This is a genomic window from Ottowia sp. (assembly GCF_016703145.1).
Classification (GTDB): domain Bacteria; phylum Pseudomonadota; class Gammaproteobacteria; order Burkholderiales; family Burkholderiaceae_C; genus Ottowia.
The window spans coordinates 462764-478786 of record NZ_JADJCO010000002.1; the positions used below are offsets into that span (position 1 = coordinate 462764).

The 16023-nt window shown below is 67.3% G+C and carries 11 protein-coding genes and 3 pseudogenes; 8 read left to right on the forward strand and 6 right to left on the reverse strand.

All coding sequences use genetic code 11. The annotated features are described in order from the left end of the window. Positions 1 to 19 precede the first annotated feature (19 nt). The 3 genes and pseudogenes from lspA to IPG65_RS02410 all read right to left on the reverse strand — a co-directional run bounded on the left by lspA (position 20) and on the right by IPG65_RS02410 (position 4538). Positions 20 to 535: a signal peptidase II gene (lspA, locus tag IPG65_RS02400; protein ID WP_293187691.1), complete on the reverse strand. Its 516-nt coding sequence runs from the start codon at positions 533 to 535 to the stop codon at positions 20 to 22. Then, positions 535 to 3374 (reverse strand): annotated as a pseudogene (ileS, locus tag IPG65_RS02405) (isoleucine--tRNA ligase). Before ileS ends, lspA begins: the two are co-directional and overlap by 1 nt. A gap of 61 nt (positions 3375 to 3435) precedes the next feature. Beyond that, a pseudogene (locus IPG65_RS02410) lies at positions 3436 to 4538 on the reverse strand (bifunctional riboflavin kinase/FAD synthetase). 148 nt (positions 4539 to 4686) lie between these two features. Here IPG65_RS02410 and IPG65_RS02415 point away from each other — a divergent pair. The 6 genes from IPG65_RS02415 to IPG65_RS02440 all read left to right on the forward strand — a co-directional run bounded on the left by IPG65_RS02415 (position 4687) and on the right by IPG65_RS02440 (position 7665). Beyond that, positions 4687 to 5244 carry an HNH endonuclease gene (locus tag IPG65_RS02415; protein WP_293187692.1) on the forward strand — a complete coding sequence of 186 codons (558 nt, stop codon included), beginning with the start codon at positions 4687 to 4689 and terminating at the stop codon, positions 5242 to 5244. A gap of 286 nt (positions 5245 to 5530) precedes the next feature. Then, positions 5531 to 5965, forward strand: coding sequence for a putative toxin-antitoxin system toxin component, PIN family (locus tag IPG65_RS02420; RefSeq protein ID WP_293187693.1), 435 nt, complete (start codon positions 5531 to 5533; stop codon positions 5963 to 5965). Next, a complete protein-coding gene (locus tag IPG65_RS02425) occupies positions 5962 to 6207 on the forward strand; it encodes a DUF6290 family protein (protein WP_293187694.1) in 246 nt (81 codons plus the stop codon). The genes IPG65_RS02420 and IPG65_RS02425 overlap by 4 nt, the downstream gene beginning before the upstream one ends. 5 nt (positions 6208 to 6212) lie before the next feature. Then, positions 6213 to 6800, forward strand: a complete 588-nt coding sequence (locus tag IPG65_RS02430) for an ATP-binding protein (protein WP_293187938.1) — start codon at positions 6213 to 6215, stop codon at positions 6798 to 6800. 113 nt (positions 6801 to 6913) lie between these two features. After that, positions 6914 to 7177 carry a ribbon-helix-helix domain-containing protein gene (locus tag IPG65_RS02435; protein ID WP_293187695.1) on the forward strand — a complete coding sequence of 88 codons (264 nt, stop codon included), beginning with the start codon at positions 6914 to 6916 and terminating at the stop codon, positions 7175 to 7177. Then, the gene (locus tag IPG65_RS02440) at positions 7174 to 7665 is read left to right on the forward strand and encodes a PIN domain-containing protein (RefSeq protein WP_293187696.1); all 492 of its coding nucleotides are present in this window, start codon (positions 7174 to 7176) and stop codon (positions 7663 to 7665) included. Before IPG65_RS02435 ends, IPG65_RS02440 begins: the two co-directional genes overlap by 4 nt. A gap of 99 nt (positions 7666 to 7764) precedes the next feature. On the opposite strand, the gene IPG65_RS02445 is transcribed toward IPG65_RS02440, so the two are convergent. The 3 genes from IPG65_RS02445 to IPG65_RS02455 all read right to left on the reverse strand — a co-directional run bounded on the left by IPG65_RS02445 (position 7765) and on the right by IPG65_RS02455 (position 13411). Then, positions 7765 to 8037 carry an IPTL-CTERM sorting domain-containing protein gene (locus IPG65_RS02445; protein ID WP_293187697.1) on the reverse strand — a complete coding sequence of 91 codons (273 nt, stop codon included), beginning with the start codon at positions 8035 to 8037 and terminating at the stop codon, positions 7765 to 7767. Between the two features lie 1252 nt (positions 8038 to 9289). Then, positions 9290 to 10843 carry a hypothetical protein gene (locus IPG65_RS02450; RefSeq protein WP_293187698.1) on the reverse strand — a complete coding sequence of 518 codons (1554 nt, stop codon included), beginning with the start codon at positions 10841 to 10843 and terminating at the stop codon, positions 9290 to 9292. 567 nt (positions 10844 to 11410) lie between these two features. Beyond that, on the reverse strand, positions 11411 to 13411 hold the full coding sequence (locus IPG65_RS02455; protein WP_293187699.1) for a hypothetical protein: 2001 nt from the start codon (positions 13409 to 13411) through the stop codon (positions 11411 to 11413). Between the two features lie 376 nt (positions 13412 to 13787). On the opposite strand from IPG65_RS02455, the gene IPG65_RS02460 reads away from it, so the two are divergent. Then, on the forward strand, positions 13788 to 14630 hold the full coding sequence (locus IPG65_RS02460; protein ID WP_293187700.1) for a response regulator: 843 nt from the start codon (positions 13788 to 13790) through the stop codon (positions 14628 to 14630). A gap of 93 nt (positions 14631 to 14723) precedes the next feature. After that, a pseudogene (locus tag IPG65_RS02465) lies at positions 14724 to 16007 on the forward strand (histidine kinase dimerization/phospho-acceptor domain-containing protein); the annotation flags it as partial. Positions 16008 to 16023 lie beyond the last annotated feature (16 nt).

Here is a 16023-nt window from a genome sequence, read left to right on the forward strand (position 1 = left end):
GGCGCGGGCTGAAAGCGTACTACTTGCCGCGCCGCACGCGGCGCAGCTCGTCCAGGATCAGGCCGATGGCGCCGGCGGTGATGGCGGCGTCGGCCAGGTTGAAGGCGGGGAAGTGGCCGCGGTAGAACAGCGGGCTCAGAAAGGACCAGTGGAAGTCCAGGAAGTCCACCACGTAGCCGTGCATCAGCCGGTCGAGCACGTTGCCCACCGCGCCGCCCAGGATCATGCTGAGCGAGAAGGCGAACAGCTTCTGCCCCGGATGCGAGCGCAGCAGCCAGACGATGAAGCCCGAGGCCGCCGCCGCCAGGGCGACGAAGAACCAGCGCTGCCAGCCGCCGGCGCCGGCCAGGAACGAGAACGCCGCGCCGGTGTTGTGGGCGCGCACGATGTTGAAGAAGCCGGTGACATGGGTCGCGTCGCCCAGCCGGTAGTGGCCCAGGATCAGCCACTTGGTGAACTGGTCCAGCACCACCACCAGCGCGGCCAGCGCCAGCCACAGGCCCAGACGCGCGCCCGAGGCGTTGGAGCGGGGCATCAGGCGACCGTCCTCGGCTCGCCCGGGCCGTGCAGGTTGCTGACGCAGCGTCCGCAGAGGGTGGGGTGCGCGGGCTCGGCGCCGACGTCGGCGCGGTAGTGCCAGCAGCGCTCGCATTTGGGGTCTTTCGAGGCTTCGGCCTGCACGGACAAAGCGCCTTCAGCGATCAGTTCGATAGCGGACGTGATGAACACGAACTTCAGGTCGTCGCCCAGCGAGGCCAGCAGCGCGTGGTCCTCCGGCGCCACGGTGAGGCGCACGCTGGCCTGCAGCGACGAGCCCACGGCGCCTTGCGCGCGCACCGCCTCGATCTCCTTGTTCACCGCATCGCGGATCTCGCCGATGCGCGCCCACTTGGCCAGCAGCCCCTCGTCGGGCGTCCCCAGGTCGCTGAAGGTCTCCATGAAGATCGACTCGGACCGGCCGGCCAGCTTCCACGCCTCCTCGGCCGTGAAGCTGAGGAAGGGCGCCATCCAGCGCAGCATGGCCTGGGTGATCTGCCACAGCGCGGTCTGCGCGCTGCGTCGCGCGCGCGAGCCGGGCGCCGTGGTGTAGAGCCGGTCCTTCAGCACGTCCAGGTAGAAGGCGCCCAGATCCTCGGAGCAGAAGACCTGCAGCTTGGCCACCACCGGGTGGAACTCGTAGACCTTGTAGTGCGCCAGCACCTCCTGCTGGAACTCGGCCGCGCGCGACAGCGCCCAGCGGTCGATCTCGAACAGCTCCGCGAGCGGCACCGCGTCCTTCGCGATGTCGAAGTCGCTGGTGTTGGCCAGCAGGAAGCGCAGCGTGTTGCGGATGCGGCGGTAGGCGTCGACCACGCGCGCCAGGATCTTGTCGTCGCCGGCGATGTCGCCCGAGTAGTCGCTGGCGGCCACCCACAGGCGGATGATCTCGGCGCCCAGCTTCTTGTTGATCTCTTGAGGATCGATGCCGTTGCCCAGCGACTTGCTCATCTTGCGGCCCTGGCTGTCCACCGTGAAGCCGTGCGTCAGCAGGCCCCGGTAGGGTGCGCGGCCTTCCAGCGCGCAGGCCAGCAGCAGCGAGCTGTGGAACCAGCCGCGGTGCTGGTCGTGGCCTTCCAGGTACAGGTCGGCCTCGGGGCCGCTGTCGTGGTGGTTGTCGGGGTGCGTGCCGCGCAGCACGTGGAAGAAGGTGGAGCCGGAGTCGAACCACACCTCCAGGATGTCGCTGCTCTTGGTGTAGTGCGGCGCGTCCTCGGCGCCGAGGATCTCCTCGGCCGTCACGCGGCTCCAGGCCTCGATGCCACCCTTCTCGACGATGTCGGCGGCCTGGTCCAGGATCTCCATCGTGCGCGGGTGCAGCTCGCCCGTGTCCTTGTGCAGGAAGAAGGGGATCGGCACGCCCCAGCTGCGCTGGCGCGAGATGCACCAGTCGGGCCGGCCCGCGATCATGTCGCGCAGGCGCGCCTGGCCGTTCTGGGGGTAGAAGTGGGTGTGCTCGATGGCCTCCAGCGCGGTCTGGCGCAGCGTCTTGGCGGGCTTCTCGCCCGGCTGGGTGAACACGCCCTCGCCCTCGTCCATGCGGATGAACCACTGCGCCGCGGCGCGGTAGATCACCGGCGTCTTGTGGCGCCAGCAGTGCGGGTAGCTGTGGCCGAGGGCGGACGTGGCCAGCAGCCGGCCGGCCGCCCGCAGCGCGTCGATGATGACCGGCACGGCCTTCCAGATGTTCTGGCCGCCGAACAGGGGGAAGTCGGCGGCGTAGCTGCCGTTGCCCTGCACCGGGTTGAGGATGTCGTCGTAGGCCAGCCCGTGCGCCACGCAGGAGTTGAAGTCGTCCAGGCCGTAGGCGGGCGAGGAGTGGACCACGCCGGTGCCGTCGGTGGCGGTGGCGTAGTCGGCCAGGTACACGGGCGAGAGGCGCCGGTAGCCCGCGTCCACGCCGTACAGCGGGTGTTCGAATTCGAGGCCGCCCAGCTTCTCGCCCGGGCCGTGGCGAGCACCCGGCCCTGCAGGCCCCAGCGCCCCAGGCAGCTTTCCACCAGCGACTCGGCCACGATCAGCAGGCCGCGCCCGGTATCGACCAGCGCGTACACCAGCTCGGGGTTGAGGTTGAGCGCCTGGTTGGCCGGGATGGTCCAGGCGGTGGTGGTCCAGATGACGGCGAAGATGTCCCTGGCCGGCGCGGGCAGGCCGAAGGCGGCCGCCACCCGGTCCGGCGCGTGCGCCCTGAAGGCCACGTCCAGCGTCTGGCTCTTCTTGTCCTGGTACTCGATCTCGAACTCGGCCAGCGACGAGCCGCAGTCGAAGCACCAGTACACCGGCTTCAGGCCCCGGTAGACGAAGCCGCGCTCGATCACCTTCTTGAACGCGCGGATCTCGCCCGCCTCGTTGGCGAAGTCCATCGTCTTGTAGGGGTGCGTCCACTCGCCCAGCACGCCCAGGCGCTGGAAGTCGGCCATCTGCTGGGCGATCTGCCCGGTGGCGTAGGCGCGGCTTTTGGCCTGCATGTCGTCGCGGCCGAGGTTGCGGCCGTGCTTCTTCTCGATCGCGTTCTCGATCGGCAGGCCGTGGCAGTCCCAGCCGGGCACGTACAGCGCGTCGAAGCCCTCCAGCTGGCGCGCCTTGGTGATCATGTCCTTGAGGATCTTGTTCACCGCGTGGCCCATGTGGATCTGGCCGTTGGCATACGGCGGGCCGTCGTGCAGGATGAACTTGGGCCGGCCGGCGCGGGCGTCGCGCAGGCGCTTGTACAGGCCCTCGTCGTTCCACGCCTTGGCCCAGCCCGGCTCGCGCTTGGGCAGGTCGCCGCGCATGGGGAAGGGCGTGTCGGGCAGGTTGAGCGTGCTGCGGTAGTCGGTCTTGGTGTCGGTGCTCATGTCGCTGAGGGGCTGAAATTTGAATGAAAGCGTGCCGGCGGGGCCCAGCTTGCGCCGGGAGCTATGGAAACAGGAGGGGGGCAGGGTGCGGGCCGAACGCCGTCGGAATTCGGTCGCGCGTGGCCGCCCGGCGGGTTTCGCGGGGCCGCGAACCAGGCGCGCGCATCGAGGCAGTCGCGCGCGATGCCCTCGGTCAGCGCCGCCAGGCTGTGATAGCGCAGCTCGTCGTGCAGTTTGTGCAGCAGTTCCACGCGGATGATTTTACCGTAGCCCCCTCGGCGCCCAGGTGCGCGGGCCATTGCAGGCAGTGCGTCTCCAGCAGCACGCGGCCGCCGTTGACGTCGTGCGGGTCCAGCGACGGCCGCACGCCCAGGTTGGCCACGCCGGGCAGGGGCTGGTCGGCCAGGCCGTGCACCCGCACCACGAAGATGCCGCTGGCGGCCGGCTTCCAGTGCGCGCGGCGCGAAAAGCGCAGGTTGAGCGTGCGAAAGCCATCGCCCGCGCCGGCGTGGGATTCGGCCAGCGCGCGGCCCAGCTTGCGCCCGTGCACCACGTGGCCGCTGATGGCATAGGGCCGGCCCAGCAGCGCCGCCGCCTCGTCCATGCGGCCGCGGCCAGCGCCTCGCGCACGGCCGACGACGACACGCGCTGGCCGTGCAGCGTGGCACCGGGGTCGTCAATGCGGTAGGACTGCATGCGCGCCACGTCGAAGCCGTGCCGCTGCCCGGCGGCGTCGAGCATGGCGTAGTCGCCCGCGCGTTTGGCGCCGAAGCGGAAGTCGTCGCCCACCAGCACGTAGCGCACCCCCAGGCCGCGCACCAGCATGTCGTCGATGAAGGCCTCGGGCGGCTGGCTGGCGAGGCGGGCGTTGAAGGGCAGCACCAGCGCCTGGTCGATGCCGCAGCGCGCCAGCTCGCCCAGCTTGTCGCGCAGCGTGGCGATGCGCGCCGGCGCCAGCTCGGGCTTGCCCAGCACGGCGGCGAAGTAGTCGCGCGGGTGCGGCTCGAAGGTCATCACGCAGCTCGGCACGCCGCGGTGCGCGGCCTCGGCGCGCAGCAGCGCCAGCATGGCCTGGTGGCCGCGGTGCACGCCGTCGAAATTGCCGATGGTGAGGGCGCAGCCGGGCGCGATGCCAGGGTGGCGCAGGCCGCGGAAGATCTTCATGGAGTATGTTTTTGATAGCGCCAGGCGCAAGCCAGATCGCGGCCCAGCCGCGAAAGTGTCACGAAAAGCGAGTATATTGCGTTGGTGTCACCGGCACTGGCAACGCCGGCCCTCAACACGGATGGTGTCCTGCAAAAGGAGTCGTTTTGTGAAGGTGCTCAAGCTGTCGGCCCAAGGGCTGCCGCAATCGTGGATCTCGCTGGAGCAGGCGGTGATCCACTACGCCGCCGAAGAGGTGCGGTGGGAGGCCGGCGGCCAGGTCGCGGTCTTCCGCGGCGGGCACAACGCCGTCACCGGCGCGCAGTCCATCATCACCGTCAACAGCATCATCGGCACGCGCGGCGTGCCCGGCATCAACCCGTTCGACCTGCGCCCCGGCCTCACCAACGCCAAGCTGTTCGCCCGCGACCGCAACGTCTGCGCCTACTGCGGCGGCCATTTCCACGAGCCCGACCTGACGCGCGAGCACATCGTGCCCCTGGCCCAGAACGGGCGCGACGCCTGGATGAACGTCGTCACCGCCTGCCGCGCCTGCAACCACCGCAAGAGCAACCGCACCCCCGAACAGGCGCGCATGCCCCTGCTGTACGCCCCCTACGTGCCCAGCCTGTGGGAGGACTTCATCCTGCGCAACCGCCGCATCCTGGCGGACCAGATGGAGTTTTTGATGGCGCACCTGCCCAGGTCTTCGCGCCTGCATGGCTGAAGGGCATCGCGCCCTTGCACTCGGCCCCGCGCGGCCTGAGATGAAACCACCGGCCACGCGCCACACGCTGGCAGCCTCTTCCTCCTCGCGGGAGAGGGGGCGCGGGCGATCGGCACTGCGCTGAAAGCAAGCGTTGCCCCCCTCTCCCCAGCCCTCTCCCGCGAGGGGAGAGGGGGCAATGCCTGCACCGTTTCATCGACTGCGGGCGGCGCGCAGCGCGGTGGAGCAACTGAAATGAATTCGGGTATGTCCTTGCGACGGGTTGTTGGGTATCATCGGCAATACCATGCCAGCGCTGCCACGCATCGTCATCGACACCAACGTGGTGGTGGCCGCGCTGCGCTCGCGTTCAGGCTGGTCGTTCGAGTTGTTGTCGCTGCTCGATCAGGGGCGCTTCCAGCACGTGGTCACGGTGCCGCTGGCCATGGAATACGAAGACGTGCTGTCGCGGCCCGGCATGGTGCGGGTTTCGGCATCGGCCGTGCACGACGTGCTGGACTACCTGTGCGCCACGGCCCTGCGCCAGCCCGTGCATTTCCTGTGGCGCCCGCGACTGGCCGACGTGAGGGACGACATGGTGCTGGAAGCCGCCGTGAACGGCCAATGCCAGTTCATCGTCACCTGGAACGTGCGGGATTTCGCGGCGGCGGCGTCCACGCTCGGGATCGCGGTCGTCGATCCGCCCACTTTCCTGAACTCGCCCCTGGAGGAAACGCCATGAGCACCCTGTCCATCCGCTTGCCCGAGTCGCTGCACAAGAACGCCAAGGTGTATGCGAGCCAGGAAGGCATCTCTGTCAACCAGCTCATCAGCACCGCGCTGGCCGAGAAGCTGTCGGCACTGGCCGCCGTGGACTATCTGGAGCAGCGCGCCGCGCGTGGCAGCCGCGCGCGCTTCGATGCCGCGCTGGCCTCGGTGCCCGAAGCCGAGGCCGAGCCGCGGGATCGCAAGGCGCCCCGCTGATGCCCATGCCTTCCCTGATCTTCTTCTGCGGCCACGCCGGCACCGGCAAGACCACCCTGGCGAAGCGCGCGCTGGCCGCCCTGCGCGCGCGCGGCGCCGACGCGCCCTGCCTGCTGGACAAGGACACCCTGTACGGCGACTACAGCGCCGCCGTCATGGGCGTGCTCACCGGCGACCCCAACGACCGCGACAGCCCGCTGTACCTGCGGCACCTGCGCGACCCCGAGTACGGCGGCCTGCTGAAGACCGCGCGCGAGAACCTGTCCCTGGGCGTCGGCGCCATCGTCGTCGGCCCCCTGTCGCGCGAGGTGCGCGACCACCGCCTGGCCGACCGCGCCTGGCTGGGCGTGGAGGACGGCGTGCGGGTGCGCATCGTCTGGGTGCACCTGGACGAGGCCGAGGCGCGCCGCCGCATCCAGGCGCGCGGCAACCCCAACGACGCCTGGAAGCTGGCGCACTGGGACGACTACCGCACCCGCCTGTTCCTGCCCACGGCGGCCGACTACCCCGAGCTGCTGCTGTTCGACAACACCGCGCCCGCGGACGGGGACTTCGACCGCCTGGTGGACGGGCTGATGCCAGCGGCTGGCTGACGGGTGTCGCGCTTCACCGGCCGGCCCGGTGACTCGGTGCCGGGTTGGGGAAATCTTCATCCGGCTCGGTGTCCTCCCTGTTTTCCCTGTACTTGCAAAGCCCGGTCCGAGCCATGACCACCACCGTCAAACTTCCGCCCGAGCTGGAGCAATCGCTGCGCCAGCACTGCGCCGCCGCCGGCCGTGGCATCAGCGAAGTCATGCGCGATGCGCTGGCCGCCTACCTGGCCAGCACGCCGGCCGCGCCCGCCTCGGCCTGGTCGCTGGGGGCCGACCTGTTCGGCCGCCATGCCGGCCCGGCCGACCTGGCCGCCGCGCGCCGCGGCCACGCGGGTGACGCTTGGGCGCGGAAGCACGCGCGCCGCTCCGCTTCATGAGCGAAGGCCCCGCCACCCCGCCGCCGCACGTGGCCGAGCCGCCCGCGCGCTGGGTCGTCGCGCCGCGCGGCCAGGTGCTGGTGGACAGCGGCCCGCTGCTGGCCCTGTTCAACGCCGCCGACGGCTGGCACGCTCCGGTCGCGGCCTGGCTCAAGACGCACCCCGACGTCGCCCTGGTCAGCACCTGGCCCGTGCTGACCGAGGTCTGCGCCCTGCTGGCGCGGCGCGTGCACAACCAGGCGGCGCTGGACTTCCTGCTGTGGGTGGAGCGCGGCGCGCTGCACGTCGACGCGCCCGCCGAGGCCAGCCTGGCGCGGATGCGCCGCATCGCGCAGCGCTTTGCCGACCTGCCGCTGGACCTGGCCGACGCCTCCATCGCCGAGGCCGCCGAGCGCCTGGGCCTGCGCCGCATCCTCAGCATCGATGCCGACTCGGGCGTCTACCGCGACGCGCGCGGCCGCCCCTTGGTCAACCTGCTGCGCTGCTAGCCACCCGGTGAACCAGCCGCGCAACTTGGTGCGCGGGATCTCTCATGGGGAAATCTTCATCCGGCTCCATGTCCCGATGATCCTGTCTTCCACGCCTCGTCAACTCACGCGAGTACGGCGCAAGCCCTTTCCGGCAAGGCCTGCCAGCGCGACGGAAAGCAGCATCAGCGCCCATTCGCCAAGCGTGGGAACGGGGGCGATCGACGGCGCCGGCACGGTAAAGCTCATGCGCACCTCACCGGGCAAGCCGGGCCCGCCGGCCGCACCACCACCGCCCGCGCCAACCGGCGGACCGCCCGCGGCGCCACCGCTGGCGCCGTTGCCGTTGCTGCCGCTGGCACCGCCCGCACAAGCCACCAGGTCCGTGAGCACGGCCCCAGGGTCGCCGGCTTTACCACGCCCACCCGGCAAACCATCCTTTCCACCCCCCTCGCCAGCCTGGGGCTCCCTTGCGTTGCCAGGGTTGCCCGTTTCGCCCGCCGCGCCACTTGCACCAGCTTTTCCGCTGAGACCACCCATCCCTCCCGCACCCCCCAAACCGGCCGTCACGCCGCTTCCGCCCGGGCCTCCATTGCCCCCGAAGCCGCCATTGCCACCTCCGCCGCCACCGCCGCCATCTCCACCGGTCCGATAGATCAACGTTGGCGGATCTCCCCCTCCCATCGCGCCTCCCGGCCCGCCCGCCGCGCCGTTGGTGCCTATACCGCCCGCACCACCAGCACCGCCCGTGCCCCCCGTGATGCCGCTGCCCCCGGCGCCGCCCAGGGCGCCAGCGCCACCCGTTCCCCCGTTGCCTCCAGGTTCCCCCGTGCCACCGCGCGATGGGTTGTTCGGGTCATTGGTGGCGAGCGGCCCGGTTGCACCTTGAGCACCGTTCGTTCCCGCGGTGCCGTTCGCACCCGCGCCACCCGCTCCGCCAACGCCACCGTGCGTGGCACTCGCGCCCATGCCGACGCCGCCTGCTCCACCCCCGCCGGCGTTGCCACCGCCACCGCCACCATTGGCGGTGATTCCCGACAGGCCGAGCCCCGTGACCGACGAGATGCCGCCGCCGCCGGCGGAAGCAGCCCCCGTGGCAGCCGCTCCGGCCGCCCCTGCGTGCACGACCAGCGAAGCCCCGGCTGCGACAGCCACGGTGGCCTTGCAATACCCGCCGCCACCGCCGCCGCCGCCGCTGAAAGAGCCGCCGCCAAAGCCGCCGCCGCCGCCACCGCCCCAAACTTCAATCGTGATGCGGGTGACGCCCGTTGGCACCGTGCATGTGCCCGCCGCGTTGACGCCGCTGATGCAATTCGCAGCCATGCCATGGCCAGAATGCGCCAGAAAGATGAGTGCCAAGGCCACTCGAGATTTCGACAGTTTCACGGCTTCTTGTCCTTGTTGTTGAGAGCGATGATCAAACCGGTCGATCACATCCTGGCTTGACGGATCGATGCAAGCGTGGGCGCAACGGGCGGCATCCGGCGAGCGTCTGCTGGACACCAGGAGGTGCGGATGCCGACGCATCACTGGAGACCCGCAAAGCGGAGCGGCCCAGATGACGAAAAACCGCCCGGTACACCCGAGGCGGTTTTCCTGTGCACGAGACCGCACGCCGGCCAGCAGCCGGCATGCGGCGCATGCTTTACGGTTGCTGCGCGCGCTTGCGGCGACGCAGGGCCAGGGCGCCGGCACCGGCACTCAGCAAGCCCAGCAGGCCCAAGCCGGCGACATCCAGCGTCGGAACAGGGGTGACGGCGGGGCCGGGCGGAGGCGGAGGCAAAATGGGCGGCACGCCCGTGCAGGTGGCCGTCACGTAGAAATCGGCGATGGCGCCCAATGCGCATGCGCCACCAGTGCAATCGTTCCTGAATTGCCCGCCATCCAGCCTCAAGCCAATGGTGTTCTGCCCACGCCTGAAACCGGGAATGTTTGGCGTGACCGCTGGCGTGAATGCGCCAAAACCATTGGGCAAATACAGATCGGTGCTCTCTACGGCGCCTGCGGGCTGCACGAACACGGAGTTGCCGTAGTCATCGAACCCGAACCGGCCATCGAGCTTGATGGTGGCCAGATCGACGTTGTTGCCCACCGTGATGGGCTGGTTCAGCGCGAATATGGCGGCGTTGAAGCCCGACTTGCTCTGCCCGGTCGCCAGCGGATAGGGCACGCCGGGAATGTCGGCGCCTGAGGGATCCGTCGTGCCGGGGCTGATCCAGCGGGCGGCGGTTTCCTCTCCGGAGGGCAAGGCGGCCGGCTTGAAGTAGCCGTGCCAGATGAAGTCGTCGAACAAGGGCTGCTCGACGTTCTCGAGCGCCTGGGGCGCCGTGCTGCTGTTGGTGCGCCACGTCCACTTCCAGTCGCGGGCATTCGTCGTGAACGGGCCAATCCTGATCGTGTCGCCGGCCCTGTTGCCCATGGGGCAGAGGAGGGGGGTGGTGGGCTGCTCGGCCACAGGCGTCAGGCAGTCGGCGGTGATTTCGAAATCCGCCACCACCCCAACGGGCCAGGTTGCAGTGGTGTTTTCGCTGTCGAGAGCCAGCCCGATGGTGTTGGCACCGTAATAAAAGCCCAGACCGCTGGTGCCATCCAGGCTGATGGCCGCTGGCGACGTCCAGGAGCCTCCCGAGATCGTGGTGCTCTTGATCCAGGGCGCGTTGTTGGCAACGCCCCCGGGCAGGATGGTGGGTTTGACGGCCAGCAGTGCACCATTGTCGAATCCGCCCGTGCCCCTGATCTTGATGGTGGACAGATCGACGTCGGTGCCGATGGTGATGGGCTCGTTGTAAATGAAGGTGGCGCGGCCGGCCACCCAGGCGCCATCGGCAACCACGCCGACGGTGTTCACGGCCGGATATTGGCCGGGGGTGGTTTCGTCCGCGGTCGCGCCGAACGACAGCCACTTGCCCTGGAGGAGCGTAGTCGCCAGGCTGCCGGCGCCGGCGCCATGCGTTTGGTCCGCAGGGTTAAACCATGTAGTGCCCCCCCACCGGTAGTCGTCGACGATGGTGGCAATGCCGTTCGGAGCCGCGACATAGCGTGCATCGGTGGACCAGTCAGCCTTGTTGGCGGTGTTGATGCGCACTCCGGGGGCATTGGGGCCGCAGGTCAGCGTTGCCGCCTGCGCGCCGCTCATGGCGCCGAGGCCCGCGACGGCCGCGGCCAGCAGCGACAGCTTGTGCCTGTTGAATGTACTCATGTTCAATATCCTTCAAAAAACAAAGTTACAGAGATGCCTTGCATGTCTTTGCCGTCACGCAGGCCAATGCACGAACAGCGTGCTGGATGCCTGGCCCTGCCTGTGGTGCGCTCCAGAACGCCACAGCGATGGTGATGATTGCGTCTCATGCCATCTCACGCGGCCAGGTTGTCCGCGTGAGTGGTAGACGGTCCATCTGCCTGACTGAATGATTTAGGCAGAAGTTGCAAATCTTATCTTTTGGTTTTTCTTCAATTCATTTGAACTTCTTTCTATCGCGACCAAATTTCCAAGCAAGGGGTGCGCAAAAACAACAAACAGTCCAGCGATGTTCTTGCCAGGACGGGCAGGCCTGACCTGCACAGGCAAGAAACAACAGGGCCGCCGAAACCCCTGCCTCTACGGCTTGACCTGGATGTAGAAAAACAAATGAATAAGCAAAAAACCAATCACATCACGGATGTATGGCGGGAAATTTCATCCGACCCTGTTTCCCGCGATGTCCCGTATGACTGAAAGAAACCGCCCCCCTGGGAAAAATCCCAGGGGGGCGGGTTTTTCATGCCCTTACTTGGCGCGCTGGCGGCGGCGCAGTGCCAGGCCGCCCAGGCCCGCGCTCAGCAGGCTCAGCAGGCCCAGGCCGGCGGCTTCCAGCGTGGGCACGGGCTGAACCGGCGTTGCCACGGGCGGCTGCGGATCAGTCACGTTCACAGTGCGCGTCACCTGCGCCGCGGCGGTGAAGGTTCCTTGGTTATTCGTGCCGCCAGACTGGTCGGCCGCGATGATGCAGGGGCCCGCCGCCAGCGGTGTGACCATGACCGGGGTGCCGCCTACCGTGCATTTGTCGGGCGTCAGGCTGGTGTAGGTCACCGGCAGGCCGGAGCTGGCCGTGGCCACGGGCTCGATGGGGAAGCCACCGTCTCCCAGCAGGCGCGAGGGCGTTTGCGGCGGGAAGGTGATGGCCTGGTCGCCCGCCGCATAGATCTGCATGGTTTGCTGTACGGGTGCCGCGGCAGCGACGTCGTAGGGGGTTCCATCGATGGTCTGTGTTCCGGCGGGTGCATTGGCCACGATCGTGCATTCGCCCGTGACGACGGGGCTCGCCGGTGTCACCACACCCGTTGCCTCGTCCACCGTGCACACCGCCGTATTCAGGCTGGTATAGGCCACCGGGATGCCGGCGCTGCTGGTGGCGCCCGCCGTCCAGTTGAAGGCGCCGCCCGCGTTGTACACAGCCGGATCGGGCACCGGGAAGTTGATGATTTGCTTGGTCGGGTCCAGTTCCGCCAGGCGGGCGATGCCGTGGCGCACGATGCCGCCGACCAGGTTGAACTTGCCGCCGATGTAGAGCCTGTCGTTGCCATCGGGCAGCACGGCCCACACCCAGGCGTCGGCGCCGTTGGAGGTGTCGAACGTGGTGTCCGGCGTGCCGTCGGTGTTGAAGCGCGCGATGCGCCGCCGTGGGACGTCGGCGCCGATCACGGCGTTGGTGTCCGGGTTGCGCTCTCCCACCATGCCGAAATCGCCACCCACGACGATCTTGCCGTCGGGCTGCAGCGCCACGGACGAGCCCCACCAGTTGATGAAGGACTTGAAGTCGTTGTCTGGCGTGCCGTTGCTGTTGAGGCGCGCCACGCCTGCATGGTATTTGCCGGCATATTGCAAGGTGCCGCCGTTGATCAGGATTTTTCCGTCGCTTTGCAGCGCCATCTGATAGACGGGGAAGGTGCCTGTCCAGGCGCCGTTCACGGCGGCCGGATTGCCGGCGTTCGGGACGAAGCTGGTATCGAGCGAGCCATTGGCGTTCAAGCGCGCCACACCATAGATGGCCGTGCCCTGCACGTTGGTGAAGCTGCCCGAGATCAGGATCTTGCCGTCCGCTTGCAGCTTCACGTCTTCGATGTTGCCGTTGGCGCCCGTGCCCACGTTGAAGCTGTTGTCCAGCGTGCCGTTGGCGTTCAGCCGCGCGATGCGGTTGCGGGCCACGCCGTCGATGTAGGTGAAGTAGCCGCCGATGACGATCTTGCCGTCGGCGGGCTGCACGGCGATGCCGCGCACGTTGTGGTTGGACTTGACCTTGCCGGCGGGCGCGTTGATGAAGCCGGAGTCCAGCGTGCCATCGGCGTTGAGACGAGCAATGCCCCATATCGAGGTGGCCGTGGCGCTGTTCGACGGCGTGACCCAGTGGAACTGGCCACCGATCAGGATCTTGCCGTTCGGCTGAATGGCGATGGCCTTGACGAATTCGTCGGTCTTGACCTTGAACGCCGTGTCGTGCGAGTCGTCGGCGTTGTAGCGTGCCACGCCCTGGTAGCCCAGCTGGCCTTCCACGGTGTTGAACAGGCCGCCGACCACCAGGCGGTTGCTGCCGTCCTTGACCATGACCATGGTTTCGAGGTTGGTGCCGCCGCCAATGGCGAAGTCGTCGGGTGCGTACACGGCTGCGTTCGCCAGCCCCAGGGTGCAGGCCCAGGCCAGCAATGCGGAGGGCGCGGCCCTCCGGATGACCTGGCGGCCGCGCGTACCACGACCATGGGTCTTTGCCTTCAATTTGAACAGATTTGCCATATAAAGCCTCGGGTTGCGGTCCGGCCCGCCACCTTGCTCCCAAGTCGGCGCGCAGAACTAAGAAAGGAAATTTTCCAGGATGGGTTATATAGAATTTGTAAATCCAAATGATTTGGTTTTTTGCTTGTTCATTTGAATTTATACAAATTGCCCTCAACTCTCCAGGATGCAGGCACGCAAAACAACAAACAATCGAGGCGTGTTCATGCAAAAACATACACACTCGACCCGCTCAGGCAAGAGGCTGCCCAGCCCGGCCGAGACCCGTCCATGGATAGTGAAAAAACAAAGAAAAAGAAGAAAAAACAAACAATCCACGGCGCGGATGTGTGAAAATTCACAACCGTCAGACATGCGATGAAAGCCTCATGACCACATGATCAACAGTGAAATACAGTCTCCGCATGTATTGATCATTGATGACGATCCAGATCAGCTTCGTCTCTTGGTGGCTGCCCTGCGCAATGCAGCGTATCGCGTCAGCGTGGCGCTCGATGGTGACCAAGGCTATGCACGAGCGACGGTATTGCTGCCGGACCTGATTTTTCTGGATGTGCGCATGCCTGGGCGCAACGGCATCACGATCGCCCGCCTGCTGAAATCGAATCCCGCGACCCAGCATATTCCGATTCTGATCATTTCCGCCCTGACCGACAAGCATGAGCGATTGGCCGGCCTGCGGGCTGGTGCCGTGGACTATATCGACAAGCCCTTCCATGTCGATGAGGTCCTGGAGCGGACCCGCATCCATCTGGCGCTTTCTCAAGGAAAAACCTTTCCCATCGTGGCGGGCGCTGGCAGTGATCCACCACCCTCCGGTGGCAACACCCCGTTGAATTCCCTGCCCGCCGATTTGATGTTGAAGCGAGTGGCGATGGAATTCATCCTGAATCATATCCATGAATCTTCCCTGAAGAGTTCGGATGTGGCCTCCAATCTGGAGGTGCCGATGCGGCGCTTGAATGCCGTATTCGAAGCCTGCGATGGCATGTCGGTCTTCGAATTCATCCGGCAGGAGCGCATGCGCAGGGCGGCACTGATGCTCGGGCAAAGCGAATTGGCGGTGGCGGATGTCGCCACGGAAGTCGGCTATGCGAATCCGGCGAACTTTTCAACCGAGTTCAGAAAATTCTGGGGAAAATCGCCAATGCAACTGCGGAACGAATCGCAGTCGAATTCCGAGACATTGCAACAGCTCATTGCATCGAAATTCAAGTGACCGAGCATGCGGCACCACCCGGTGGACACCCCAGGAAGCCGTGAGAACGGTGCGGCCGGCCTGCCGCCACACGGCAGCCGCAGCCGGCGGCGGATGCCGCCGCTCGTGCGCCGGGTGACGTTGCGGGTGGCCGTGGCCTGGCTGGCGCTGGTGGCTGGCCTGGGTTGGTGGATGTCGCAGCGGACCGTGGCCGAGTGGCTGGCCCGCGTGGAGGCCAGCGCCGCATACGAATCCCAGGCCACCGTGCGTGTCATGGACCGGCTGTTCGCCGAGATGGCCAGCGTGGCCAACATGGTGTCGCACCAGGCTTCGGTGATCGAGCTGGCCACCCGTTACCGCACCGATCCGCCCGGCGCCGCCGGGTTGACGCGGGAGCAGCGCGCGGTGCAGTTCACGGGCGATCCGCTGGTGCGCAAGGTGGGCGATTTCATGGATGCGCTGTGCAGCGATCTGAACTATGCCCGCATCTACATGAACAATCTGTCGAGCAACACGGTGACGGCCAGCAACTGGGACGAGCCCGGCAGCATCGTGGGGATGATCTACACGGGCCGCGCCTACCTGACCGATGCATTGCGCCATGGCAGCAGCCATATGTTCGGCATCGCGCGCCTGAACAGAAGTCCCTCGTACTTCGTGAGCAGCCGCATCGAGGGCGCGGACAACGTGCCGCTGGGCTCCGTCACGGTGAAATTCGACGCGCCAGACATGGCGCTCTACCTGACGGGCGAGCATATCGCCCTGGTCGTGAACAGCGAGGGGCGCGTGACCACCAGCTCGTCCGCGCCGTTCATGCTGCGCAACGTGGGGGCGCTGCTCCCGCCAGGCTCGGTACGGCCCGCGGACGGTGACGAAGAGCCGGGGGAGCCCATGGCCATCCATGCGATGGCCGGTCAAGGGCAGGCCGGTCAGTGGCTCATCGACGGCAGGCCCTATCTGCTGCGGCGCCAGGCGCTGACCAATACGCAATACCAGTTGCTCACGCTGGCCTCGCTGGATCAGTTGGCGCCCATGCGCCAGCAGCACTTTCTGACGGCCATGCTGGTGGCGCTGTTCGGCATGGCCCTGATCGTGTTCGCCAGCCAGGTGGTGGGGCAGATGCTCATGCGCCGCCAGGATGAACGGCATGCGGCGATGCAAATATCCGCCCTGAATGCCGAGCTGAGCGCCGCGCTCACCGACGCCAAGGCAAAGGACCGGCAGAAGGTCGAAATCCTGGGCTACATCGGCCATGACTTGCGCGCGCCGCTGGCGACGATCAGCGGGTATTCGGCGCTCCTGCTGGCCGATGCGCACGAAAAGCAGCACAAGCGGCTGCTGACCATCCAGCGCAGCGTGAAATACCAGCTCGGCCTGATCGACGAACTGCTGGAATACGCCAAGGCCGAACTGC

Coding starts and splice junctions, on each gene's coding strand:
- lspA (WP_293187691.1), bottom strand. CDS start 535: ATGCCCCGCTCCAACGCCTCGGGCGCGCGTCTGGGCCTGTGGCTGGCG.
- IPG65_RS02420 (WP_293187693.1), top strand. CDS start 5,531: ATGCCAGCGCTGCCACGCATCGTCATCGACACCAACGTGGTGGTGGCC.
- IPG65_RS02425 (WP_293187694.1), top strand. CDS start 5,962: ATGAGCACCCTGTCCATCCGCTTGCCCGAGTCGCTGCACAAGAACGCC.
- IPG65_RS02430 (WP_293187938.1), top strand. CDS start 6,213: ATGCCTTCCCTGATCTTCTTCTGCGGCCACGCCGGCACCGGCAAGACC.
- IPG65_RS02435 (WP_293187695.1), top strand. CDS start 6,914: ATGACCACCACCGTCAAACTTCCGCCCGAGCTGGAGCAATCGCTGCGC.
- IPG65_RS02440 (WP_293187696.1), top strand. CDS start 7,174: ATGAGCGAAGGCCCCGCCACCCCGCCGCCGCACGTGGCCGAGCCGCCC.
- IPG65_RS02450 (WP_293187698.1), bottom strand. CDS start 10,843: ATGAGTACATTCAACAGGCACAAGCTGTCGCTGCTGGCCGCGGCCGTC.
- IPG65_RS02455 (WP_293187699.1), bottom strand. CDS start 13,411: ATGGCAAATCTGTTCAAATTGAAGGCAAAGACCCATGGTCGTGGTACG.
- IPG65_RS02460 (WP_293187700.1), top strand. CDS start 13,788: ATGATCAACAGTGAAATACAGTCTCCGCATGTATTGATCATTGATGAC.